This window comes from Arthrobacter nitrophenolicus (assembly GCF_000332815.1).
In the GTDB taxonomy this organism is placed as follows: Bacteria; Actinomycetota; Actinomycetes; order Actinomycetales; family Micrococcaceae; genus Arthrobacter; species Arthrobacter nitrophenolicus.
In genome coordinates this window covers 15,376-39,220 of sequence record NZ_AOFD01000014.1, presented here as the reverse complement: position 1 = coordinate 39,220, position 23,845 = coordinate 15,376, and the positions used below count along the sequence as shown (strand labels likewise).

Here is a 23,845-nt window from a genome sequence, read left to right as displayed (position 1 = left end):
GGGGATCGCCAGAGCCCCGGGGCGCGCGCCACGGGGACTCAGCCGGCGTAGGGGTCGGCGATGCCGATGTATTGGGTGGTGGTGTATTCGGTGATGCCTTCGGTGCCGCCTTCGCGGCCGAGGCCGGATTGTTTGACGCCGCCGAAGGGGGCGGCGGCGTTGGAGATGACGCCGGCGTTGAACCCGACCATGCCGAATTCGATCTGCTCCGCCACCCTCAGCAGGCGGTTGAAGTCGCGGCTGTAGAGGTAGGACGCGAGCCCGTACTCACTGGCGTTGGCCAGGCGGATTGCTTCGGCTTCGGTGGTGAAGGTGGTGACGGGGGCGACGGGGCCGAAGATTTCCTGGCTGAGGATGGCGGCGTTGTGGGGGACGTTGGCGAGGACGGTGCTGGTAGAAGTAGCCGGGCCCGTCCACGGGTGCCCCGCCGGTGACGGCGACGGCACCGGCGTCGACGGCGGCACTCACGAGGGCGTGCACGTCGTCGCGGGCGCCGGCGTCGATGAGCGGGCCGACCTGGGTGTTGGGGTCGGTGCCGCGGCCGGTGGCCAGGGTGGCCATCGCCGCGGCGAACTTGCGGGTGAATTCCTGGGCGACGGTTTCGTGGACGAGGAAGCGGTTGGCGGCGGTGCAGGCTTCGCCCATGTTCCGCATCTTCGCTGCCATGGCCCCTTCGACGGCTTTGTCGAGGTCGGCGTCCTCGAAGACGATGAAGGGGGCGTTGCCGCCGAGTTCCATGGAGGTGCGCAGGACGTTCTGGGCGGCATCGGCCATGAGCCGTTTACCGACCGGCGTGGAGCCGGTGAACGAGACCTTCCGCAGCCGGGAGTCTTTCAGGAGCGGCCCGGAAATCCCGGACGCCGACGACGAGGAAACAACATTCAACACACCGGCGGGCAGGCCGGCGTCGAGCATGGTCTGCGCGAAATACTGCGCCGTCAAAGGAGTCAGCTTGGCGGGCTTCAACACCATGGTGCACCCCGCGGCGACGGCGGGGGCGACTTTGCGGGTGGCCATCGCGAGGGGGAAGTTCCAGGGGGTGATGAGCAGGCAGGGTCCGACGGGTTTGTGGTGGACCAGGATTTTGTTTTTGCCTTCGGGGGTGGTGAGGTAGCGGCCGTAGTCGCGGACGGTCTCTTCGGAGAACCAGCGCAGGAACTCTGCTCCGTAGGTGACTTCGCCGCGGGCCTCGGGCAGGGGTTTGCCCATTTCCAGGGTCATCAGCAGGGCAAAGTCTTCGGCGCGTTCGGTGACCAGGTCGAAGGCGCGGCGGAGGATCTCGGCCCGCACCCGGGGTGCGGTGCGTGCCCAGGACGCCTGGACGGCGTCGGCAGCGTCAAGCGCGGCGATGGCGTCGTCGCTGGTGGCGGAGGCGAGGGAGGCAAGGACCTGCCCGGTGGCGGGGTCGTGCACGTCGAACGTGCCGCCATCGGACGAGTCCACCCACTCCCCGCTGATCAGCAGGCCGGTCGGGACGGAAGTGAGCAGCGCGGCCTCGCGCTCCGGCGAGACGGCAGGGGACAAGGCAGGGGCAAGCGACATAGGTGCTCCTTTGAAGGAAAGTGGGGGGGACCGGTGGTTGAGCCTGTCGAAACCTGGTTTCGACAGGCTCAACCACCGGAGTGAGTAGACAGGCTCAACCACCGGGCTAGTAGCTGGCGCGGGGCTTGGTTTCGACGGGCTCAACCACCGGCTGCGGGATGTACTGCGCGGCGAGGGCCTCGGAGCCGCGCGCGAGGAGTGCGACGTCGGCGCCCACCAGGATGAAATCCGCGCCGTGGTCCAGGTAATGCCGCGCGGTGTCCGGGTTGAAGGCGTTCGCGCCGGCGGGCTTGCCGGCCGTCTTCGCGGCCGTGAGGCAGTGTTCGACGGCGGCGCGCACCTCGGGGTGTTCCTGCTGGCCCAGCAGGCCCATGGAGGCGGCGAGGTCGGACGGGCCGATGAAGACGGCGTCCACGCCGTCCACTTTCAGGATGTCCTCGACCGCGTCCACGGCGGCGGTGGATTCGATCTGGACCGTGACGCTGATGGTCTCGCTGGCCCGGGCCAGGTAGTCCGGCACCCGGTTCCAGCGGGCGGCCCGGGCCAGGGCCGACCCCACACCGCGGACGCCGTGGGGCGGGTAGCGGGTGGCGGCCACGGCGGCCTCGGCTTCAGCCACGGAGTTAACCATGGGGATGAGCAGGTTCTGTACACCGAGGTCCAGGTACTGCTTGATCACCACGGTGTCGTTCACCGGCGGCCGGACCAGGGTGTGGACCGGGTAGCCGTGGATCGCCTGGAGCTGGGCGAGGATGGACTCCAGCCCGTTGGGGGAGTGTTCGGCGTCCACCAGCAGCCAGTCCAGGCCCGACCCGGCGCAGAGTTCCGCGATGAGCGGGCTGCCGGAGCACACCCACATCCCGGCCAGCGGCCGGCCTGCTTTACCTTTTTGTGCGGCTAAAGCGGACCGGAACGTGTCCTCTATTCGAAGCGGCATGTGACACTCCCCAGGGGTCCGTAGTCGGCGTGCACGGTGTCGCCCTTGTAGACCCACATGGGGCGGGTGAACGAGCCGGCCAGGATGATGTCCCCGGCCTTCAAGGAGTCGCCGTGCGCTGCGATCTTGTTGGCCAGCCAGTGGACGCCGTTGGCCGGGTGGTCCAGGACGCCGGCGGCCACGCCGGTTTCCTCCACGGTCTGGTTCTTGTAGAGGATGGCGGAGACCCAGCGCAGGTCCACCGCGTCCGGCTTGACCGGGTTCCCGCCGATGACCATGGCGCCCATCGCGGCGTTGTCCGAGATGGTGTCCACGATGGTCCGGCCCTCCATCTCGATCCGGGAGTCCAGGATCTCGAGGGCCGGGACCACGTAGTCGGTGGCTTTCAGGACATCGAAGATGGTGACGCCGGGGCCTTGAGCCCGTCCTTGAGGACGAACGCCAGCTCCACCTCCACCCGCGGGTGCGTGTAGCGGTCCCATTGGACCGAGCAGCCGGTGTCCAGGACCATGTCATCGAAGATGGCGCCGTAGTCCGGTTCGGTGATGCCCGTGGCGGCCTGCATGGCCTTGGACGTGAGGCCGATCTTGCGCCCCACCAGGGTCCTGCCGGCTTCCTCGTTGCGGCGCCGCCACAACTGCTGCACGGCGTAGGAATCCTCCACGGTCATGCCCGGGTACCGGGCCGTCAGGAGGGGAACAGGGGTGCGGGTCCGGCCGGCTTCCACCAGCTCGTCCGCGATGGCCTCAATCGTCGTCGGCTCCAGCATGGGTCAGACCTGCACTCCCAGCTTGAACCCCGTCCGGTCACCTTCCGGTGAGCCGTCCTTGCGGGTGTAGGAGAAGCCGTCGGCGCCCACTGTCACTGCCATCTCGGACTTTTCCTCGCGCTCGATGACCGGCTGCGGGTTGCCGTCCAGGTCCAGGACCAGGGAGGCCTCGGTGTACCAGGACGGGACCACGGGGTTGCCCCACCAGTCACGGCGCTGGTTGTCGTGGACGTCCCAGGTGATGGTGGGGTTGTCCGGGTCGCCGGTGTAGTAGTCCTGGGTGTAGATCTCGATGCGGTGGCCGTCCGGGTCCAGGATGTAGAGGTAGAACGCGTTGGACACGCCGTGCCGGCCGGGCCCGCGTTCGATCCGGTCGCTGATGCGCAGGGCGCCCATCTTGTCGCAGATCTGGATGATGTTGTGCTTCTCGTGCGTGGCGAACGCGACGTGGTGCATGCGCGGGCCGTTGCCGCCGGTCAGGGCGGTATCGTGCACGGTCTGCTTGCGGTGCATCCACGCGGCGTACGTGACGCCGTCGGAATCCTTGATGTCCTCGGAGACGCGGAAGCCCAGGTCCTCCAGGTACTTGCGGCCGCGGGGGACGTCCGGGGTGACCTGGTTGAAGTGGTCCAGGCGGACCAGCTCACCGGCGGAGTACAGGTCGTAGCGCTGGGTGAGGCGCTCCACGTGCTCCACGTCGTAGAAGAACTCGTAGGGGAAGCCCAGCGGGTCCTCCACGCGGACGGAGTCGCCCACGCCCTTGGTGAAGCCCTCCTTGCGGCGCTCCACCCGGCAGCCGAGTTCCCTGTAGTAGGCCTCGGCGGCGTCCACCTCGGCGGGGGACTTCACCCGGTAGGCGAAGGCGGCGACGGCGGCCACCGGCCCCTTGCGGAGGACCAGGTTGTGGTGGATGAACTCCTCCAGGGACCGCAGGTAGATCGCGTTCCCGTCTTCCTCGGTGACGTGCAGGCCCAGGACGTCCACGTAGAACTCGCGGGACCTGGCGAGGTCGGTGACCACGATCTCCATGTAGGCGCAGCGGACGATGTCCGGTGCCGGGACGGTGGGGGTGGGAACGAAGTTGGTCATGATGGTCTCTCTTCTTTGAAAGGGGCTTGCTGGTTAGGCGCCGAATTTGGGGGTGTGGACGGTGCCGAGGGTGATGTGCACGGCCTGCTGGTCGGTGTAGAAGTCGATGGAGCGGTAGCCGCCTTCGTGGCCCAGTCCGGAGGCCTTGACGCCGCCGAACGGGGTGCGCAGGTCGCGGACGTTGTGGCTGTTCAGCCACACCATCCCGGCCTCCACGTTCTGCGAGAAGTTGTGGGCCCGGGTGAGGTTCTGGGTCCAGATGTAGGCGGCCAGGCCGTACTTGGTGTTGTTGGCCAGGGCGAGGGCCTCGTCGTCGTTCTCGAACGGGGTGATGGCCACCACCGGTCCGAAGATTTCCTCCTGGAAGATCCGGGCGTCGGGGGCGACGTCGGCGAACACGGTGGGTGCGATGTAGTTGCCTTCGGGCAAGTGGTCGGGGCGGCCGCCGCCGGCGAGGAGCCGGCCCTCGGACTTGCCGATCTCCACGTAGGATGCGACTTTCTCGTAGTGCTCCGGGTGGACCAGGGCGCCCACCTGGGTTTTGGGGTCGTGGGGATCGCCGACGACGATGTTCCTGGCCCGGGCGGCGTACTTCTCGCAGAACTCGTCGTAGATCGCGCGCTCCACCAGGATGCGGGAGCCGGCCGTGCAGCGCTCGCCGTTCAGGGAAAAGACCCCGAACAGGGCGGAATCGATCGCGGCGTCCAGGTCGGCGTCGGCGAACACGACGCACGGGGACTTGCCGCCGAGTTCCATGGACAGGCCCTTGAGGTTGGCGGCCGCGTTCCGGAAAATTGTCTGGCCGGTGGTGGTCTCGCCGGTGAAGGAGATCAGCGGAACGTCCGGGTGCTTGACCAGGGCGTCACCTGCTTCCTCGCCCAGTCCGTTGACCAGGTTGAAGACGCCGTCGGGCAGGCCCGCTTCCTTGAAGATGGTGGCCCACAGCGAGGCGGACAGCGGCGTGAACTCGGCCGGCTTCAGCACCACGGTGTTGCCGGTGGCCAGCGCGGGGGCGAGCTTCCAGGACTCCAGCATGAACGGGGTGTTCCACGGCGTGATCAGGCCTGCGACGCCGATCGGCTTGCGGTTGACGTAGTTGATCTGCGAGCCGGGGACCTTCATGGCGTCGTCGAACTGGGCCACGATCAGGTCCGCGAAGAAGCGGAAGTTCTCGGCTGCGCGGAGCGCCTGGCCCTTGGCCTGGGTGATCGGAAGGCCGGTATCGAAGGTTTCGAGCTCGGCCAGGCGTGCTTCCTGGGCTTCGACGGCGTCGGCAATCTTGTTCAGGACGCGGGCCCGCTCGCGGGGCTTCATCTTCGGCCACGGGCCGTTCACGAACGCTTCGCGGGCGGCGGCAACGGCCAGGTCGATGTCCTCTTTCTGGCCGGCCGCGGCGGTGGCGTAGTTGCGGTTGGAAACCGGGTCCAGGACGTCGAAGGTCTTGCCGCCCACGGAGTCAACGAACTCGCCGTTGATGTAATGCTGGATATGGGCGGGCAGGTCCTTGGGGACGTAGTGCTGGGTGGTTTCTACTGAGGTCGTCATCGTTGATGTCCTTACTGGTGCTTTGCTTGGGCGAGGTATGCGTCCAGGGTGGCCGCCCGGTGCTGGCGGGCGGCTTTTTCGATGGTGTCCGGGTCGGCGCCGGATTCGATGAGCTGCAGCAGCCCTTCGTGCTCCGCCACCGATTCGCGGGCCCGGCCGGGGACGAAGCGGAACGTGGAGGACCGCAGTGCGGCCAGCCGGTTCCAGCCGCGGTGGACCAGGTCCAGGATGTGCGGGTTGGGGCAGTGCTCGAAAAGGACGCTGTGGAAGTCCTGGTTCAGCTGGGTGAACCGGACGGGGTTGAAGTGTTCAAGGCATTCGCGCATTTCCTCGTTCACGGCGCGGGCGCGTGCGATGGCTACCGCATCGATCAGCGGGGCGGACAGTGCGGTGGCCGCACCTTCCACGATGCTGAGCGTCTGCATGGTGTACAGGTATTCGGTGGGGTCGATGCCGGCTACGGTGGCGCCCACATTGCGTTCGAACTTCACCAGGCCTTCGGCCTCCAGCCGGCGGATGGCTTCGCGGACCGGGACCACGCTGAAGCCGAGGTCCTTGGCGATGGTGCCCAGCACCAGCCGGTACCCGGGGGTGTAGGTGCCCTCGACGATCCGCGCCTTAATGGCCTGGTACGCCTGTTCGGATTTGCTGCCGGGAGCGGCAGCGGGGAGGTCGGTGACGGCCGTTTCAGGCATCAGCTTTTCCTGCTTCCATTCGTTCCCACTCCGCGTACTTGCTCTGCCATTCGGCGTTCATCGGGTAGAGGCCGTCCACGCTGTTGCCCTGTTTGACCATTTCGAAGATGAAGGCTTCTTCCTTCTCCTGTTGGATGCAGTCGTCCACCAGTTCTTCGGCGATGGGCGGCGGGATGACCAGGATGCCGTCAGCGTCGGCCACGATGATGTCGCCGGGCTGGACCGTGGCACCGCCGCAGGCGATGGTGATGTCCGTGTCCCAGGGGATGTGGCGGCGGCCGAGGACCGCGGGGTGCGGGTTGGCGAACCACGTGGGCATGTCCAGGCCCGCCACGGCGGTGAAGTCGCGGACGCCGCCGTCGGTGATGATGGCTGCGGCGCCGCGGACCTGGGCGCGGAGGGCCAGGATGTCACCAACAGTGCCCGTGCCCTTCTCGCCGCGGGCCTCCATCACCAGGATTTCGCCCTCGTTGACCGAGTCGATGGCCTTCTTCTGCGCATTGAAGCCACCGCCGTGGGTCTTGAAGAGGTCCTCGCGGTTGGGCACGTAGCGCAGGGTCCTGGCCAGTCCCACCACGCGGCGGTCCGGGCGGGTGGCCTGCAGGCCATCGATGCTGACGTTGTTCAGGCCGCGCTTGCGCATCTGCGAGGAGAGAGTGGCGGTGGCCACGGATTCCAGCTTGCCCTTCAGCTCCGGCGTCAACACGCTGTCAGCGGCGGGAAGTCCGGCCGCTTCGCGCGAGCCGTACGCTTCCTCCCGCTGCAGTTCATCGACCTTGGGCCCGGCACCAAAGTCCGCGAACGGCGTCGTGCCTTCCACAACGGTGGTGGCCAGCCGGCCCGTGGTGAGGTTGCCGGTGGTGAGGTTGCTGGCGGAGACCTCCACCTCAAGCACATCGCCGGGCTTGGCCACGGACGCGCCGGCCGGGGTGCCGGTCAGGATGATGTCCCCCTCCTCCAGGGTGAGCAGCTGGGACAGGTCCGCTACCAGCCGGGCGAACGGGAAGAGGAGGTCTTCCGTGGTGTCGTCCTGGACCAGGTGGCCGTTGTGCCAGGTGCGGATCCGCAGCTGCGCGGGGTCGACGGCGTCTGCCGGGATCAGTGCCGGGCCCACCGGGGTGAAGCCGTCCCCGCCCTTGGACCGGAGGTTGGATCCCTTGTCCGCCCAGCGCAGGTCGTACACCCCTAGGTCGTTGCTGGCGGTGACGCCGGCAACGTGGCTCCACGCGTCCTCGATGCTGACGCGGCGGGCCGCCTTGCCGATCACCAGGGCGATCTCGCCCTCGTAGCCAAGCAGTTCACAGCCCGCCGGCCGCTCCACGGTGCCGCCGGTCAGTGCCAGGGAGCTGGAGGGCTTGAGGAAGTAGGAAGGCTGGGCGGGGGTGCGGCCGCGCTGGGCCGCCCGGCTGGGGTAGTTGATGTGCACCGCGATCACCTTGCGCGTTGACGCCAGCGTGTCCTCGTTGACCTGCTCCAAAGCTTCTCCTCATCAGGTACGAAATCGTATACGATCACTATTCACCTTGAGCCGGCGTTCGTCAACCCCCTTTTTCCGCGGGGTTCCGCGGTGATTGAGGGGCACTTGTCGCCCGCGTCACATCGGGCGTACAGTGGATGCCAAGTTCTATCGTTTCCATTATCGAATCACTTGTTCTGATATAGAACACAGCAGCCACCACAAAGAAGTGAGGAATACCGTGCAGTTTCACCACCACGGCTACGTATCCGGTGACCCGCGGGTCCAGCCGGCCGCCGGCGTCGGCATCAACCGCCCCGAAGAACTTCCGGACGAAGTGGATGTGCTGATCGTTGGCACGGGCCCTGCCGGCATGCTTGCCGCCGCGCAGCTCTCGATGTTCCCGGACGTCACCACGCGCATCATCGAGCGCCGCCCCGGACGGCTGGCCATCGGCCAGGCCGACGGCATCCAGGCCCGCAGCGTGGAGACCTTCCAGGCCTTCGGTTTTGCCGAGCGGATCACCGCCGAGGCCTACCGGATTACCGAGATGGCCTTCTGGAAGCCGGACCCGGCCAACCGTGCGAACATCGTCCGCTCCGCCCGCGCCGTCGACGACGAGACGGGCATAAGCGAATTCCCGCACCTCATCGTCAACCAGGCCCGCGTCCTGGACTACTTCGCGGAATTTGCCGCCAACTCGCCGTCACGCCTGAAGCCGGACTTCGGCTACGAGTTCCAGGGCCTGGAGGTCGCGGACAGCGGCGAGTACCCGGTCACGGTTACCCTGCTCCACACATCCGGGCCCAACGAGGGGCAGGAGCGCGTTGTCCGCGCCAAGTACGTGGTGGGTGCCGACGGCGCACGCAGCAAGGTCCGCCAGGCCATCGGCTGCACCCTCGCCGGCGACCAGGCCAACCATGCCTGGGGTGTCATGGACACGCTCGCGGTGACCGATTTTCCGGATATCCGCACCAAGTGCGCCATCCAGGGCGAAAAGGGCAGCATCCTGCTGATCCCGCGCGAAGGCGGACACCTGTTCCGCATGTACGTGGATTTGGGGGAGGTGGACCCCGCCACCCACCATGCGGTGCGGAACACCAGCATCGACGAAATCATCCACAAGGCGAACGAGATTCTCCACCCCTACACCCTGGACGTCCGCAACGTCGCCTGGCACAGCGTCTACGAGGTGGGCCACCGCCTCACCGACCGGTTCGACGACGTCCTGCCGGAGGACCGCGGCACCCGCACCCCGCGCGTCTTCATCACCGGCGACGCCTGCCACACCCACAGCGCCAAGGCGGGCCAGGGGATGAACGTGTCCATGCAGGACGGCTTCAACATCGCGTGGAAGCTGGGCCATGTCCTGGAGGGCCGCAGCCCGGAGAGCCTGCTCTCTACCTACTCCGAAGAGCGCCAGGTGGTGGCGAAGAACCTCATCGACTTCGATAAGGAATGGTCATCCATGATGGCCAAGAAGCCCGAGGACTTCGAACACCCCTCGGACCTGGAAGACTTCTACGTCCGCACCGCCGAATTCCCCGCCGGGTTCATGACCCAGTACGCCCCGTCCCTGATTGTCGGGACCGACGACCACCAGGACCTGGCCACCGGTTTCCCCGTGGGTAAACGCTTCAAGTCCGCCCCCGTGGTCCGGGTGGCGGACACCAACCCGATCCACCTGGGCCACCACGCCACCGCGGACGGCCGCTGGCGGATCTACGTGTTTGCGGACGCGGCACAGCCGGGGACCGGTTCGGCCACCGACCTGCTGGCCGAATGGTTCGCCAGCTCGCCGGAATCACCCTTGGCTGCCACCCCGGCCGGCGGCGACCCGGATGCCTGGTTCGACCTGAAGGTCATCTACCAGCAGGGGCACACCGCCGTCGACATCAACAAGGTTCCCGCGGTATTCAAGCCGCAGGTGGGCCCGTTCAAGCTGACCGACTACGAGAAGGTCTACGGCACGGACCCGAATGCGGACATCTTCGACCTCCGGGGCCTGGACCGCAACGGTGCCGTGGTGGTGGTCCGCCCGGACCAGTACGTGGCCAACGTCCTGCCGCTGACCGCCACCGCGGAACTGGGCGCGTTCTTCGCCCGGTTCCTCAAGCCCGGGCAGCAGCCGCGTCAGGCCGTGGCGGCCGCCGCGCGGTAGTCGGCCGCGGCGTAGACGCCCAGGATCCGAACCTCGGTGGTGAAGAAGTCCAGTTCCTCGAGTGCCAGCTTCAGTGGCAGGTCCTCGGGGTGGCCTTCGACGTCGGCCATGAACATGGTGGCGGCGAACTCGTTGCCCACCATGTAGCTCTCAAGCCGGGTCATGTTCACGCCGTTGGTGGCGAAACCGCCCAGTGCTTTGTACAGCGCTGACGGGACGTTGCGCACGCGGAACACAAAGCTGGTGACTGCCGGTCCGGGAAGTTCGTCCCGGGCCGGCAGTTCCTTTTCCCGTGCCAGGACCACGAACCGGGTGGTGTTGGAGGGATCGTCCTCCACCCGGGACGCCAGCACCTCGAGGCCATAGATCTGTGCGGCCAGCGGGGGAGCCAGGGACAGCTTGCGGGGATCGTTCCACTCGGCCACTTCCCGGGCGGATCCTGCGGTGTCGCCGGCGATGACCGGGCGCAGGCTGGCCTCGCGGATCAGGCGCCGGCACTGGCCCAGGGCGTGGATGTGGCTGTGCACCTCGGTGGCCCCCTCGATGGTGCTGCCCGGAATGCCCAGCAGGTCGAAGTGGATGGGCAGGAAGTATTCGCCCACGATCTGCAGGTTGGACTGCGGCAGCAGGACGTGGATGTCCGCCACCCGGCCGGCAATGGAGTTCTCGATGGGGATCATGGCCAGGTCGGCCTCGCCGCTGGCCACCAGCTCGAAGGCGTCCTCAAAGCTCGCGCACGGCACGCTTTCCATGTCCGGGAACATCTGCTGGCAGGCAATATTGGAGTTGGCGCCGGGCTCACCCTGGTACGCAATCTTCTGGGGCATGATCCGTATGGTTTCACGGCCCGCCCCCGGTTGGGAAAACGGGCGCCGGTGCTAGCCGGGCGTGACGCGCAGCCAGAGATACTGGCGGGGGAGCAGCGTGACGCCTTCGCCCAGGTCCAGCGTGGCTTCCGAGAGAAGATCGACGGCGGCAGGCAGGTATCCGCCGAAGGTTTCCGCTGGCAGCTGCTGGGTGGAGTCGCCGAAGTTGGCGAGGGCAAGGACCCGCGTCTGGCCGCCGTCGGCCGCGCTTGCCGGCCGCTGGTACGCCAGGACGCTGCGGTTGTGGGTATTGAAATCGAGCAGCGTGGTTCCGGCCAGTTCAGGGGCGGCGCCGCGGACTTCGATCATCCGCTTCAGCCCCGCGTACACAGCGCCTTCCGGTGTGGCGGGGTCGTTGCGGCGGGCATACTGCGCGGCCGGGTAGTGCGGCCGGTGCACCCAGCGGCTGTCCTCCCCGTGGCCTGGCTCCTGCGCATAGTCGTAGTCGTTGAGCTGGGCCACCTCGTCGCCCAGGTACAGCAGCGGGATGCCGCCGGTGCTGAAGGCAACCGAGTGGGCCAGGAGGATCCGTTCCACCGCCTCGGCGGGGTTGACCTCCATGCCGCACAGCGACGCCGTCGTGCCCGAAATGCGGCAGTCGCCGGTGCGCGGGTTGTCCTGGAAGGGGACGCCGCGGGCGAAGCTGCCGGGGAACCGGTTGACGTAGAAGGAATTCAGGAAACGGCGGTGGTCGAAGCCGTTGATGCCCAGTTCCGCGGCGTCCTCGTCCGCGAAGGTCCAGCCGATGTCGTCGTGGCTGCGGACGTAGTTGACCCAGGACGTGCCTGCCGGGATGTTGTGCCGCCGCTCCAGGGCCTGGGCCAGCAGCGAGGCGTCCCGCGTGGCCAGGGACTCCCAGATCAGCGCCATCTGCAGCGGGTTGTAGGAAATCTGGCATTCGGCGGGGTCGATGTAGAGCGCCACCTCGTCCGGATGCACGATGGCCTCGGACTTGAACAGCAGCGACGGCGCCGCCAGCCGGCACACCGCATTGAAGGCGCGGAGCAGGGTGTGCGCCTCGGGCCGGCTCTCGCAGGAGGTTCCCAGCTCCTTCCAGATGAAGGCCACGGCATCCATCCGGAGGATGTCCACGCCCTGGTTCGCCAGGAACAGCATTTCCCCGGCCATGGCGCGGAAGACGTCCGGGTTGGAGTAGTTCAGGTCCCACTGGTAGGTGTGAAGGTGGCCCAGACCCACCGGCCGTCCGCCATCTGGATGAAGGACCCGGGATGGTTTTCCGGGAAGATCTCACGCACGTTCTGCTCGAAGGCGTCCGGCATGGTCCGGTCCGGGAAAATCCAGTAGTAGCCGCTGTATTCGGGATCGCCGGCAGCCGCCTTGCGGGCCCACTCGTGCTCGTCCGAGGTGTGGTTAAAGATAAAGTCCACCACCAGGCTGATCCCGTTGCTCCGCAGGTCTGCCGCCAGGGACCGCAGCTGCTCCATGGTTCCCAGTTTCGGGTTGACCTCCCGGTAGCTGGACACCGCGTAGCCGCCGTCGGAATGCGGCTCGGGGGCCAGGAACAGCGGCATGAGGTGCAGGTAGGTCAGGCCCAGCTCCTTGAAGTACGGGATCCGGGCGCGGACGCCCTCCAGGCTTTCCGCATAGCGGTCCACGTAGCAGACACCGCCCAGCATGGCGTTGGACTGGAACCAGCCGCTGTCGCCTTCGCGCTCTGCGTCCAGGTCCTTCAGCCCGGCCGGCCGCTCCTGCCAGGACCGGGCGGCCTGGACAATGAGGGCTGCGAGCTGGTCCTGCCAGTCCGGCCGCGAGCTGTACAGGGAGCCGAAGAGATCCGCCAGCAGGGGCAGGGTCCGCTCCAGGCGGCGGTCGAAGGCCGTGTCCGGCAGCAGCCCCTTGCCCCGTTCACGGGACAGTGCTGCCAGCACGTGCTCCAGCGGCGTTCCGTCCACCCTGGCGGTTTCCTGCATTCGTGTGGCCCTTCCTGCGTCCGCCGGCGGTTCCGGCTTGCCTCTACGGAAGTATTCCACGTCACACCCAATACACTGGACACCATGTCATGCCGCATCAGCGAACTGGTCCTCAACTGCGCCGACCCCGAAGTGCTCGCCCGCTTCTGGTGCGACGTCCTGGGCTACGTGGAGCTCGACCGTGAGGACGGGGCGATCGAAATCGGTCCCGCCGCCGGGTTCGGGGGCCTGCAGCCCACCATCATCCTGAGCCCCAGCAGCAATCCGCGGACCGGAAGGCTGCCGCTGCACATCGACGTCAACCCGGTGGACCGGGACCAGGCCGCCGAGCTGGAGCGGCTGCTCGCCCTCGGCGCCCGGCCGGCCGACGTGGGGCAGGCCGGCGACGAGCCGTGGCACGTCCTGCAGGACCCGGAGGGCAACGAGTTCTGCCTCCTGCGGAAGCGGCTCGACCCCCTGGATTCCTAAGCCTGCTGGCCTAGAGCACGCTGCGGATGGCCTGCTCGAAGCTGGTCACGTGCTCCAGGGCGAGCTTGCCCGCCCGCTCCGCATCGCCGTCGGCAATGGCCTCCAGCAGCTCCACGTGCTCGGAAACGTGACCGGCCACGGACGGCCCCTTGTCCAGAACCATGCACCAGATCCGGGTGGCGAGGTTGTCGTAGCGGATCAGGACATCTTCAAGATGGGCGTTTCCAGCCGCGCGGTAGATGAGGCGGTGCACCGTGATGTCATACCGCATGAGGTCGTAGGGATCCTCCGCGGTGGCCATTTTCGCAATCGAGGCCGCAGTATTGCGCAGTTCCGTGCGAATCGCCGGCGTGGCCAGCTTGGCGGCGCGCCGTGCGGCCAGCGGCTCCAGTGACTCCCGCAGTTCCGAGACGTCGGCCAGCTCGGTGATGTCCACGATGGTGGCGAAGGTGCCGCGCCGCGGGTAGGAGATCACCAGGTGGTCGCTTTCAAGCCGCTTCAGCGCTTCCCGGACGGGAGTGCGTCCGATGCCCATCTCCGCGGCCAGCTTGCCGTCGTTGATGGCGTCACCGGGCCGGATGTCCAGCATGATCAGCCGGTCCCGGAGATGCCGGTAGGCACGCTCGGCCAACGAGAGATCGCCTTCGATCTCCAGGTGGTTCTCCAGCATCAGGCTCATCAGGGACTCTCCAAAAAGTTGCTGTTGACTGCTTCGTGACCTGCAACATACTATTGCGTTAGTTCTAATATATCAGTTACAGATCAGTTGTGGATCAGTAACCCAAGGGCTTTTTCAAGGAGAACCATGCAGAACGTACTGAACGCCTCACTGGCCCAGGTCGACGCCGATGTTGCTGCCGCCGTAGCAAAGGAGCTGGAGCGGCAGCAGTCCACCCTCGAGATGATCGCCTCGGAGAACTTCGCTCCGTCCGCCGTGATGGAAGCCCAGGGCTCTGTCCTGACCAACAAGTACGCCGAGGGCTACCCCGGAAAGCGCTACTACGGCGGCTGCGAGCACGTGGACGTCATCGAGCAGCTCGCCATCGACCGCGTCAAGGCCCTGTTCGGTGCCGAATTCGCCAACGTGCAGCCGCACTCCGGCGCGCAGGCCAACGCCGCCGCCATGTTCGCCCTGCTGAACCCGGGCGACACCATCCTGGGACTCTCCCTGGCCCACGGCGGCCACCTGACCCACGGCATGAAGATCAACTTCTCCGGCAAGCTCTACAACGTGGTCCCGTACCACGTCCGCGAATCCGACCTCCGCGTGGACATGGCCGAAGTGGAGCGCCTGGCCCTGGAACACAAGCCCAAACTGATCGTGGCCGGCTGGTCCGCCTACTCCCGCCAGCTGGACTTCGCCGAGTTCCGCCGCATCGCCGACCTCGTGGGTGCCTACCTGATGGTGGACATGGCCCACTTCGCCGGCCTGGTGGCTGCAGGACTGCACCCCAACCCCGTCCCCTTCGCGGACGTCGTCACCACCACTACCCACAAGACCCTGGGCGGACCCCGCGGCGGCGTCATTATGGCCAAGGAGGAGTACGCCAAGAAGATCAACAGCGCCGTGTTCCCCGGCCAGCAGGGCGGACCCCTGGAGCACGTCATCGCCGCCAAGGCCGTGGCCTTCAAGCTGGCCGCCGCCCCTGAATTCAAGGAACGCCAGGAGCGCGTCCTGCACGGCGCCAAGCTGATCGCCGAGCGCCTGCTGCAGTCCGACGTCGGGGCCGCCGGCATCTCCGTGGTCAACGGCGGTACCGATGTCCACCTGGTCCTCGTGGACCTGCGCAACTCCGAACTCGACGGCCAGCAGGGCGAGGACGCGCTGCACCGGATCGGCATCACGGTCAACCGCAACGCCGTCCCGTTCGACCCCCGCCCGCCGATGGTTTCCTCCGGCCTGCGCATCGGCACGCCGGCCCTTGCCGCCCGCGGCTTCGGTGCCGCCGAGTTCGCCGAAGTCGCGGACATCATCGCCACGGCGCTCATCGCCGCCGCCGGCGCCGGCACCCTGGCCGACGACACCGCCAGCGAACTCCGCAGCCGCGTCACCGCCCTTGCCGACAAGTTCCCCCTCTACCCGCACCTCAACGACGACGCCGCCCTGGCCGCCGCCGAGGCAGACCTGATTGGAGCCGCCCAGTGAGCACGCACCAGCTTCCGGAGCACCCGGACTTCCTCTGGCGGAACCCGGAGCCCAAGTCCTCCTATGACGCAGTGGTAGTGGGCGGCGGCGGGCATGGCCTGGCCACCGCATACTTCCTGGCGAAGAACCACGGCATGACCAACATCGCCGTCCTCGAAAAGGGCTGGCTGGCCGGCGGCAACATGGCCCGGAACACCACCATCATCCGGTCCAACTACCTCTGGGACGAGAGCGCAGCCATCTACGAGCACGCCCTCAAGCTGTGGGAAATCCTGCCGGAGGAGCTGGAGTACGACTTCCTCTTCAGCCAGCGCGGCGTGATGAACCTGGCCCACACCCTGGGTGACGTGCGCGAAAGCATGCGCCGCGTGGGCGCCAACAAGCTCAACGGCGTGGACGCGGAGTGGCTGGACCCGAAGCAGGTCAAGGAACTCTGCCCCATCCTGAACATCAGCGACGACATCCGCTACCCCGTCATGGGCGCCACCTACCAGCCGCGAGCAGGCATCGCCAAGCACGACCACGTGGCCTGGGCCTTCGCCCGCAAGTGCGACGAAATGGGCGTCGACATCATCCAGAACTGCGAAGTCACCGGCTTCCTGAAGGACGGCAACAAGGTGGTGGGCGTCAAGACCACCCGCGGCACCATCAACACCGAAAAGGTGGGCCTCTGCGCCGCCGGGCACAGCTCGGTCCTGGCCGAAATGGCCGGCTTCCAGCTGCCCATCCAGTCCCACCCGCTGCAGGCCCTGGTGTCCGAACTCCACGAGCCGGTCCACCCCACCGTGGTCATGTCCAACCACGTCCACGTCTACGTCTCCCAGGCGCACAAGGGCGAACTGGTCATGGGCGCCGGCATCGACTCCTACAACGGCTACGGCCAGCGCGGCTCCTTCCACGTGATCGAGCAGCAGATGGCCGCCGCCGTCGAACTCTTCCCCATCTTTGCCCGGGCCCACGTGCTCCGGACCTGGGGCGGGATCGTGGACACCACGCTGGACGCCTCCCCGATCGTGGGCACCACGCCGGTGGACAACATGTTCGTGAACTGCGGCTGGGGCACCGGCGGGTTCAAGGGAACTCCGGCCGCCGGAATGACCTTCGCCCACACCATCGCCACGGGCGCCCCGCACAAGCTGAACCAGCCGTTCTCCCTGGAGCGCTTCGAAACCGGCGCCCTCATCGACGAACACGGCGCCGCCGCCGTGGCCCACTAGCCGCCGCCACCACAGAAAGACAACGCACATGCTGCTGATCTCATGCCCCAACTGCGGCCCCCGGGATGAAACCGAATTCCACTACGGCGGCCAGGCCCACGTGGCATACCCCGAAAACCCTAACGAACTGAACGACGTGGAGTGGTCCCGGTACCTGTTCTACCGCGAGAACCCCAAGGGCACCTTCGCCGAGCGGTGGGTCCACAGCACCGGCTGCCGCCAGTGGTTCAACATGCTCAGGGACACCGTGAGCTACGACATCAAGGCCATCTACCGATGGGCACGCCCCGGCCGGACCTGGCCGGACGGCAGACCGCGGAGTTCGGCACTGCCAGCACCGCCGCGGACAGCACCACCACCGGGACCGCCGCGCCCGACATCTCAGGCACAAGCATTTCCCCCGCCACCCCCGCAGCCCCGGAAGGAGCAGCCCAGTGACTTCCCAGAACGCCCGCCTCGCATCCGGCGGCCGCATCGACCGCACCATCTCCTGGCGTTTCACCGTCGACGGTGAGGAATACACCGGCCACCCCGGGGACACGCTCGCCTCGGCGCTGCTCGCCAACGGCCGCGCCGCCGTCGGCAGCTCCCTCTACGAGGACCGCCCCCGCGGCATCCTGGCGGCCGGCGTGGAGGAACCCAACGCCCTGGTCAAGATCGCTCCCCGTTTCCCGGGCCACGTGGCCGAGTCCATGCTGCCCGCCACCACCGTGTCCCTGGTGGACGGCCTGAAGGCAGAACTGCTGAACGGACTGGGCCGGCTGGATCCCGACGAGGACCGCGCCGAGTACGACAAGAAGTATGTCCACACCGACGTCCTGGTGGTCGGCGGCGGCCCCGCCGGCCTGGCCGCTGCCCGCGAAGCCGTCCGCACCGGCGCCCGCGTCATGCTGCTGGACGACCAGCCCGAGCTGGGCGGCTCCCTGCTCTCCGGCTCCACGTCGGCTGAGCTTGCCGAGACCATCGAGGGCAAGCCCGCACTGGAATGGGTGGCCGACGTGGAAGCCGAGCTGGTGTCCGGCGCGGAATCCACCGTCCTGAACCGCACCACGGCGTTCGGCGCGTACGACGCCAACTACGTCATTGCCGTGCAGAACCGCACCGACCACCTCTCCAGCCCCGCCGCTCCCGGCGTGTCCCGGCAGCGGATTTGGCACATCCGTGCCAAGCAGGTTGTCCTGGCCCCCGGGGCCCACGAGCGTCCGCTGGTGTTCGAGAACAACGACCGCCCGGGCATCATGCTCGCCTCGGCAGTCCGCAGCTACCTGAACCGCTACGCAGTGGCCGCCGGGCAGCGCGTGGTCATCAGCACCACCAATGACAGCGCCTACGCCCTGGCCGCCGACCTCCAGGCTGCCGGCGTCAAGGTCGCCGCCGTCGTGGACGCCCGGCCGCAGATCTCCCCGGTGGCAGCCGCCGCCGTCGAGGCAGGCACCCGGGTGCTGATCGGCAGCGCCGTAGCCAACACCTCCGCAGACGCGGACGGCCGCCTCAACGGCGTCACCATCCGCAGCATCAACGACGACGGCGAGCTCACCTCGGGCGTCGAGCAGATGGCCTGCGACCTGCTGGCCGTGTCCGGCGGCTGGAGCCCGCTGGTGCACCTGCACTCCCAGCGCCAGGGCAAGCTGCGCTGGGACGAGGACCTCGCCGCGTTCGTACCGAGCACCGTGGTCCCCAACCAGCAGACCATCGGCTCCGGCCGCGGCTCCTTCGCCACCCGGGACTGCCTCGCCGAGGGCATTTCCGCGGGCGCGTCCGCAGCCATCGCCGCCGGCTTCAGCTCCGCCGTCGAGCCGTCCCCGCTGGACGAGCCGAAGGCCGCCGCGCCCACCCGCCAGCTGTGGCTGGTCCCGGGCGAGAACGGCACCCCGGACGACTGGCACCACCACTTCGTGGACTTCCAGCGCGACCAGTCCGTGGCCGACGTCCTGCGCTCCACCGGAGCCGGCATGCGCTCCGTTGAGCACGTGAAGCGCTACACCTCCATCAGCACCGCCAACGACCAGGGCAAGACCTCCGGCGTCAACGCCATCGGCGTCATCGCCGCGGCACTGCGCACGGCCGGCGAAGCATCCCGCGGCATCGGCGACATCGGCACCACCACGTACCGCGCACCGTTCACCCCGGTGGCCTTCGCGGCACTGGCCGGACGCCAGCGCGGCGAACTCTTCGACCCCGCCCGCATCACGTCCATCCACCCGTGGCACGTGGCCAAGGCGCCCTCTTCGAGGACGTGGGACAGTGGAAGCGGCCCTGGTACTACCCGCAGGCCGGCGAGGACATGGACGCCGCCGTGCTGCGCGAGTGCGCCGCCGTCCGCGAGTCCGTGGGCTTCATGGATGCCACCACCCTGGGCAAGATCGAGATCCGCGGCAAGGACGCGGGCGAGTTCCTGAACCGCGTCTACACCAACGCGTTCAAGAAGCTGGCCCCGGGTTCGGCACGGTACGGCGTCATGTGCACGCCGGACGGCATGATCTTCGACGACGGCGTCACGCTCCGCCTCGACGAGGACCGCTACTTCATGACCACCACCACGGGCGGTGCCGCCAAGGTGCTGGACTGGCTGGAGGAATGGCTGCAGACCGAATGGCCGGAACTGGACGTGCACTGCACCTCGGTGACCGAACAGTGGAGCACCATCGCCGTCGTCGGGCCCAAGTCCCGCGCCGTGATCGCGAAGCTGGCACCGGAACTCGCTGCCGACGGCGGCCTGGAGACCGAGGCCTTCCCGTTCATGACCTTCCGGGAAACCACCCTCGCTTCCGGCGTCCGTGCCCGGATCTGCCGGATCTCCTTCTCCGGTGAACTGGCCTACGAAATCAACGTTCCCACCTGGTACGGGCTCAACACCTGGGAAGCGGTGGCCGCCGCGGGTGCCGAGTTCAACATCACCCCGTACGGCACCGAGACCATGCACGTGCTGCGTGCCGAAAAGGGCTACCCCATTGTGGGGCAGGACACCGACGGCACCGTCACTCCGCAGGACGCGGGCATGGAATGGATCGTCTCCAAGGCCAAGGACTTCATCGGCAAGCGCTCCTACTCCCGGGTGGACCAGCAGCGCGAAGACCGTAAGCACCTGGTCAGCGTCCTGCCGGTGGACGGCACGCTGCGGCTGCCCGAAGGCACCCAGCTGGTGGAAAAGGGCCGCTCCACCAACCCGGCCTACGGGCCCGTGCCCATGGAGGGCTTCGTCACCTCCAGCTACCACAGCGCAGCACTGGGCCGGTCGTTCGGCCTGGCCCTGATCAAGAACGGCCGCAACCGCATCGGCGAAACCCTGGTGGCCGCCGCCGGCGACCAGCTGGTGGACGTGGTTGTTGCAGAAACAGTGCTTTTTGACACCGAAGGGACCCGTAAAGATGGCTGAAACAGCAGCATCCCCCGCCCAGAGCTCCGCGGAAAAGAACCTCTCCGTCCGCATCAGCCCGGCAGCACAGCTGCGGGAGGCCTTCACGGCCGGCTCGCTGGCAGGCACGGTGGAACTGGGCGAGCTGCCCTTCCTCACCCTGGTGGGCCTGCGGGCTGACGCCGGCTCCGAAGCGGGCCAGCGGCTCGCCGCCGTCACAGGCGGCCTGCCCGCTAAGTGCGGCGAGGTCGTGAAAAAGGGCGATGTCTCGGTCCTCTGGCTGGGACCCGCCGAGTTCCTGGTGGTTGCCCCCACCGAGGCGCACGAGTCCCTGGGCGGCGACCTGATTCAGGCCCTGCAGGATGCCCTGGCCGACGGCCAGGGCCAGGTGGTGGACCTCTCCGCCAACCGGACCACCTTCGAGCTGAGCGGCCCCCGGGCGCGGGCCGTCCTCGAGAAGGGCTGCTCGCTGGACCTGCACCCCCGGGAGTTCAAGGCCGGGACCGCCTACTCCACCGAGATCGGGAACATCCCCACCATCCTGTGGAAGACGGGTGAGGAGTCCTTCCGGATCTTCCCCCGGGCGTCCTTCGCCGAATTCCTGGGCCGCTGGCTCCTGGACGGCATGCGGGAGTACGCCTCACCTGAGGTTCCCTGATGGCGCTCAGCGTCCTGGACCTGTTTTCCGTTGGCATCGGGCCCTCGTCGTCACACACGGTGGGCCCGATGCGGGCGGCCAAGCAGTTCGCCGACGGCCTGAAGGCTGACGGGCAGCTCAGCTCCACCGTCCGGGTCCAGTCGGAACTGTTCGGCTCGCTCGGCGCCACCGGGCGCGGGCACGGCTCCGATAAAGCCGTTGTCCTGGGGCTGCAGGGCCTGGAACCGGAAACCGTGAACACCTTCACGGCGAACGACCAGGTGGCCGCGGCCGCCCTGGACGCTGAGCTCCACGTTGCCGGCACCCACCGGGTGGACTTCAACTGGGACGAGGACGTGGTGCTGCACCGGCGCAAGTCCCTTCCCGCACACCCCAACGGCATGACGTTCCGGGCCCTTGACCACACCGGGTCGGTGCTCAGCGAGCGGAGCTTCTATTCAATTGGGGGCGGCTTCGTCGTCGACGGCGACGCCGCCGGGGCGGACAAGGTGGTGGCGGACGACACCGTCCTGCCCTACCAGTTCAGCACCGCTGACGAACTGCTGGAGATCTGCAGCCGCGAGAACATGTCCATCTCCGACGTCATGCTCGCCAACGAGCTGACCTGGCACACCGAGGCCGAGCTTCGGGAAAAGCTGCTGGGGCTGTGGGCCGTCATGCGCGAATGCGTGGAGAACGGCTGCAACGCCGAGGGCATCCTGCCCGGCGGGCTGAAAGTGCCCCGCCGCGCGCCCGCCCTGTTCCGCACCCTGACGGCATCCGCGGCCAGCGCGGAAGCCGCGGCAGCAACGCCGTCGCCCGTCCAGGCGCCGGCCGACCCGCTGCTGGCCATGGAGTGGGTGAACCTGTTCGCCCTCGCCGTGAATGAGGAGAACGCCGCAGGCGGGCGGATCGTCACCGCCCCCACCAACGGTGCGGCCGGAATCGTGCCCGCAGTGCTGCACTACTACGTGAAGTTTGTTCCGGGCGCCGACGACGACGGCGTGGTCCGCTTCCTGCTGGCGGCGGCCGCCGTCGGCATCCTCTTCAAGACGAACGCCTCCATCTCCGGCGCCGAGGTCGGCTGCCAGGGCGAGGTGGGCTCGGCCTGCTCCATGGCCGCCGCCGGCCTCTGCGAGGTGCTGGGCGGAACGCCCGCCCAGGTGGAAAACGCCGCCGAGGTGGGGATCGAGCACAACCTGGGCCTGACCTGCGATCCCGTGGGCGGCCTGGTGCAGATCCCGTGCATCGAGCGGAACGCCATCGCCAGCGTCAAGGCCATCAACGCGGCCCGGCTGGCCCTGCACGGGGACGGCAGCCACAAGGTCTCCCTGGACAAGGCCATCAAGACAATGCGTGACACAGGAGCTGACATGAAAACCAAGTACAAGGAAACCTCCCGCGGAGGCCTTGCCGTGAATGTGATCGAGTGCTGAGCCATGACTGCCACTGAAACCCACCTGCCCGCCCCGAAGGCGCCCACCACCGTGGAGCACGTCCTCACCCTGGACTGCCCCGAAGGCCCGGGCATCGTCCACGCCGTCTCCGGCTTCCTGCTGGAACACGGCTGCGACATCATCGACAACAACCAGTTCGGGGAGCGGTCGGAAGGCCACTTCTTCATGCGCGTGCATTTCGCCTCCGAGGGGGACGACTCCACACTGCAGGCCCTGCGGGACTCGTTCGCCCCCGTGGCCGAAAAGTTCGGCATGCGGTGGCAGCTGGAGCGCCACGGCTCCAAGCGCAGGGTGCTGATCATGGTGTCCAAGTTCGGCCACTGCCTGAACGACCTGCTGTTCCGGGCACGAATCGGTGAACTGCCGGTGGACGTGGTGGCCGTAGTCTCCAACCACCGGGACCACCAGGACCTGGTGGAGTGGCACGGCATCCCGTTCCACCACATCCCCGTTACGGCCGACACCAAGCCTGACGCCGAAGCCCGGCTGATGGAGCTGGTGGACGGGCTGGACGTGGAGCTGGTGGTGCTGGCCCGCTACATGCAGGTCCTCAGCGACGACCTGACCCGCAAGCTGGACGGCAGGGCCATCAACATCCACCACTCGTTCCTGCCCAGCTTCAAGGGTGCCAAGCCGTACCACCAGGCCTACGCACGCGGGGTCAAGACCGTGGGCGCCACCGCACACTACGTCAACGCGGAACTGGACGAGGGACCCATCATCTCCCAGCAGGTGGTGGACGTGGACCACACCTACGGTCCCGAAGACCTGGTGGCCGCGGGCCGCGACACTGAATGCAAGGCCCTGTCCAACGCCGTCCGCTGGCACTGCGAAGGACGGGTCATCCTGCAGGGGAACAGGACCGTGGTGCTCCGCTAGCCGGACCGCCCGTCCAGAAAAACTGCTAATGCCCCTGCCGGGCGCCAACTGGCGCCCGGCAGGGGCATTGTGCGTTAAAAGCCGGCGCTCCCCGCCGGCCTGTCCCGGCGGAGGATGATCACCCGGTGCACTTCCTCCAGGGCGGCTGCGATCTCTTCCCGGTCAACGCCGGCCAGGAACTGGAGGACCAAGCCATCCAGGGCCGCGAAAAGCGCCCTGGCCACCACCCGCACCGATCCACCCACCCCGAACGCTTCCAGCCCCTCCGCCAGGGCGCTGACGTAGCGCTCATAGAGCTCGGATACCGGCCCCGCCAGCTCAGGGCGCCGCCGCGCCTCCAGGATCATCTCGTACTGGAAGACCTGCAGTTCGGGCTCCGCGAGCAGCAGCGCCATCAGGGCCTCCGTGAGGGTGTCCTCCTGCTGCGCGGCCTCCTGCAAACGGGAGGCGGCAATGGACTGCTCCGAAGCCCAGCCCAGGGCCGCCGCGATCAGCGCGTCCCGTGATCCGAAGTGGTGGGCCACCAGGCTGTTGTTGACCCCTGCCTCCTCCGCCACCGCCCGGTACGTCATGCCCCGGAGGCCCTTGTGCGCCACCACGTGCACTGCGGCACGGAGCAGGGCCTCGCGTCCGGTGCCGTATCTGGAGGAAGCGGCAGCGCGCGAGGGTGAAGAGGCCATGCCCTCGATTCTAGC

The 23,845-nt window shown here is 67.7% G+C and carries 15 protein-coding genes and 5 pseudogenes; 9 read left to right on the top strand and 11 right to left on the bottom strand.

Translation table 11 applies throughout. From position 1 onward, the window contains the following. Positions 1-38: 38 nt before the first annotated feature. From G205_RS07050 to G205_RS07020, 7 genes and pseudogenes are all read right to left on the bottom strand, one after another. Positions 39-1,542 (bottom strand): annotated as a pseudogene (locus tag G205_RS07050) (NAD-dependent succinate-semialdehyde dehydrogenase). A gap of 106 nt (positions 1,543-1,648) precedes the next feature. Further along, positions 1,649-2,479: an HpcH/HpaI aldolase family protein gene (locus G205_RS07045; RefSeq protein WP_200859143.1), complete on the bottom strand. Its 831-nt coding sequence runs from the start codon at positions 2,477-2,479 to the stop codon at positions 1,649-1,651. Beyond that, positions 2,464-3,248: pseudogene (gene hpaH / locus G205_RS07040) on the bottom strand (2-oxo-hept-4-ene-1,7-dioate hydratase). Before hpaH ends, G205_RS07045 begins: the two are co-directional and overlap by 16 nt. A gap of 3 nt (positions 3,249-3,251) precedes the next feature. After that, positions 3,252-4,337 carry a 3,4-dihydroxyphenylacetate 2,3-dioxygenase gene (hpaD, locus tag G205_RS07035; RefSeq protein ID WP_009357366.1) on the bottom strand — a complete coding sequence of 362 codons (1,086 nt, stop codon included), beginning with the start codon at positions 4,335-4,337 and terminating at the stop codon, positions 3,252-3,254. A gap of 33 nt (positions 4,338-4,370) precedes the next feature. Continuing rightward, complete coding sequence (gene hpaE / locus G205_RS07030; protein ID WP_009357365.1) at positions 4,371-5,882, bottom strand: 5-carboxymethyl-2-hydroxymuconate semialdehyde dehydrogenase; 1,512 nt, start codon at positions 5,880-5,882, stop codon at positions 4,371-4,373. An 11-nt stretch (positions 5,883-5,893) separates the two neighbouring features. Beyond that, complete coding sequence (locus G205_RS07025) at positions 5,894-6,577, bottom strand: GntR family transcriptional regulator (protein WP_009357364.1); 684 nt, start codon at positions 6,575-6,577, stop codon at positions 5,894-5,896. After that, entirely contained in the window at positions 6,570-8,054 is a 1,485-nt protein-coding gene (locus G205_RS07020; RefSeq protein ID WP_009357363.1) for a fumarylacetoacetate hydrolase family protein, read from the bottom strand. Before G205_RS07020 ends, G205_RS07025 begins: the two co-directional genes overlap by 8 nt. Positions 8,055-8,274: 220 nt before the next feature. Here G205_RS07020 and G205_RS07015 point away from each other — a divergent pair, with 220 nt between their 5' ends. Continuing rightward, the gene (locus G205_RS07015; RefSeq protein WP_009357362.1) at positions 8,275-10,194 is read left to right on the top strand and encodes an FAD-binding monooxygenase; all 1,920 of its coding nucleotides are present in this window, start codon (positions 8,275-8,277) and stop codon (positions 10,192-10,194) included. Here G205_RS07015 and G205_RS07010 read toward each other — a convergent pair. Continuing rightward, the gene (locus G205_RS07010) at positions 10,167-11,021 is read right to left on the bottom strand and encodes a prephenate dehydratase (protein ID WP_009357361.1); all 855 of its coding nucleotides are present in this window, start codon (positions 11,019-11,021) and stop codon (positions 10,167-10,169) included. The genes G205_RS07015 and G205_RS07010 overlap by 28 nt on opposite strands. A 51-nt stretch (positions 11,022-11,072) precedes the next feature. Continuing rightward, positions 11,073-12,991: pseudogene (locus tag G205_RS07005) on the bottom strand (amylosucrase). Positions 12,992-13,075: 84 nt separating this feature from the next. Here G205_RS07005 and G205_RS07000 point away from each other — a divergent pair. Next, positions 13,076-13,459: a VOC family protein gene (locus G205_RS07000; protein ID WP_009357360.1), complete on the top strand. Its 384-nt coding sequence runs from the start codon at positions 13,076-13,078 to the stop codon at positions 13,457-13,459. Between the two features lie 10 nt (positions 13,460-13,469). Here G205_RS07000 and G205_RS06995 read toward each other — a convergent pair whose 3' ends face one another. Then, positions 13,470-14,138: a GntR family transcriptional regulator gene (locus tag G205_RS06995; protein WP_009357359.1), complete on the bottom strand. Its 669-nt coding sequence runs from the start codon at positions 14,136-14,138 to the stop codon at positions 13,470-13,472. A 126-nt stretch (positions 14,139-14,264) separates the two neighbouring features. On the opposite strand from G205_RS06995, the gene glyA reads away from it, so the two are divergent. The 7 genes and pseudogenes from glyA (at position 14,265) to purU (ending at position 23,150) form a co-directional block, all read left to right on the top strand. Next, positions 14,265-15,605, top strand: a complete 1,341-nt coding sequence (gene glyA, locus G205_RS06990; protein WP_009357358.1) for a serine hydroxymethyltransferase — start codon at positions 14,265-14,267, stop codon at positions 15,603-15,605. Continuing rightward, positions 15,602-16,822, top strand: coding sequence for a sarcosine oxidase subunit beta family protein (locus G205_RS06985; protein WP_009357357.1), 1,221 nt, complete (start codon positions 15,602-15,604; stop codon positions 16,820-16,822). Before glyA ends, G205_RS06985 begins: the two co-directional genes overlap by 4 nt. 28 nt (positions 16,823-16,850) lie before the next feature. Further along, positions 16,851-17,260: pseudogene (locus G205_RS06980) on the top strand (sarcosine oxidase subunit delta). After that, positions 17,257-20,198: pseudogene (locus tag G205_RS06975) on the top strand (sarcosine oxidase subunit alpha family protein). Before G205_RS06980 ends, G205_RS06975 begins: the two co-directional pseudogenes overlap by 4 nt. Then, positions 20,191-20,835: a sarcosine oxidase subunit gamma gene (locus G205_RS06970; protein ID WP_009357355.1), complete on the top strand. Its 645-nt coding sequence runs from the start codon at positions 20,191-20,193 to the stop codon at positions 20,833-20,835. The pseudogene G205_RS06975 and the gene G205_RS06970 overlap by 8 nt, the downstream one beginning before the upstream one ends. Then, a complete protein-coding gene (locus G205_RS06965) occupies positions 20,835-22,250 on the top strand; it encodes an L-serine ammonia-lyase (protein WP_009357354.1) in 1,416 nt (471 codons plus the stop codon). The genes G205_RS06970 and G205_RS06965 overlap by 1 nt, the downstream gene beginning before the upstream one ends. 3 nt (positions 22,251-22,253) lie before the next feature. Continuing rightward, positions 22,254-23,150, top strand: a complete 897-nt coding sequence (gene purU, locus G205_RS06960; RefSeq protein WP_009357353.1) for a formyltetrahydrofolate deformylase — start codon at positions 22,254-22,256, stop codon at positions 23,148-23,150. 74 nt (positions 23,151-23,224) lie between these two features. On the opposite strand, the gene G205_RS06955 is transcribed toward purU, so the two are convergent. Further along, entirely contained in the window at positions 23,225-23,830 is a 606-nt protein-coding gene (locus tag G205_RS06955; protein ID WP_009357352.1) for a TetR/AcrR family transcriptional regulator, read from the bottom strand. Positions 23,831-23,845 lie beyond the last annotated feature (15 nt).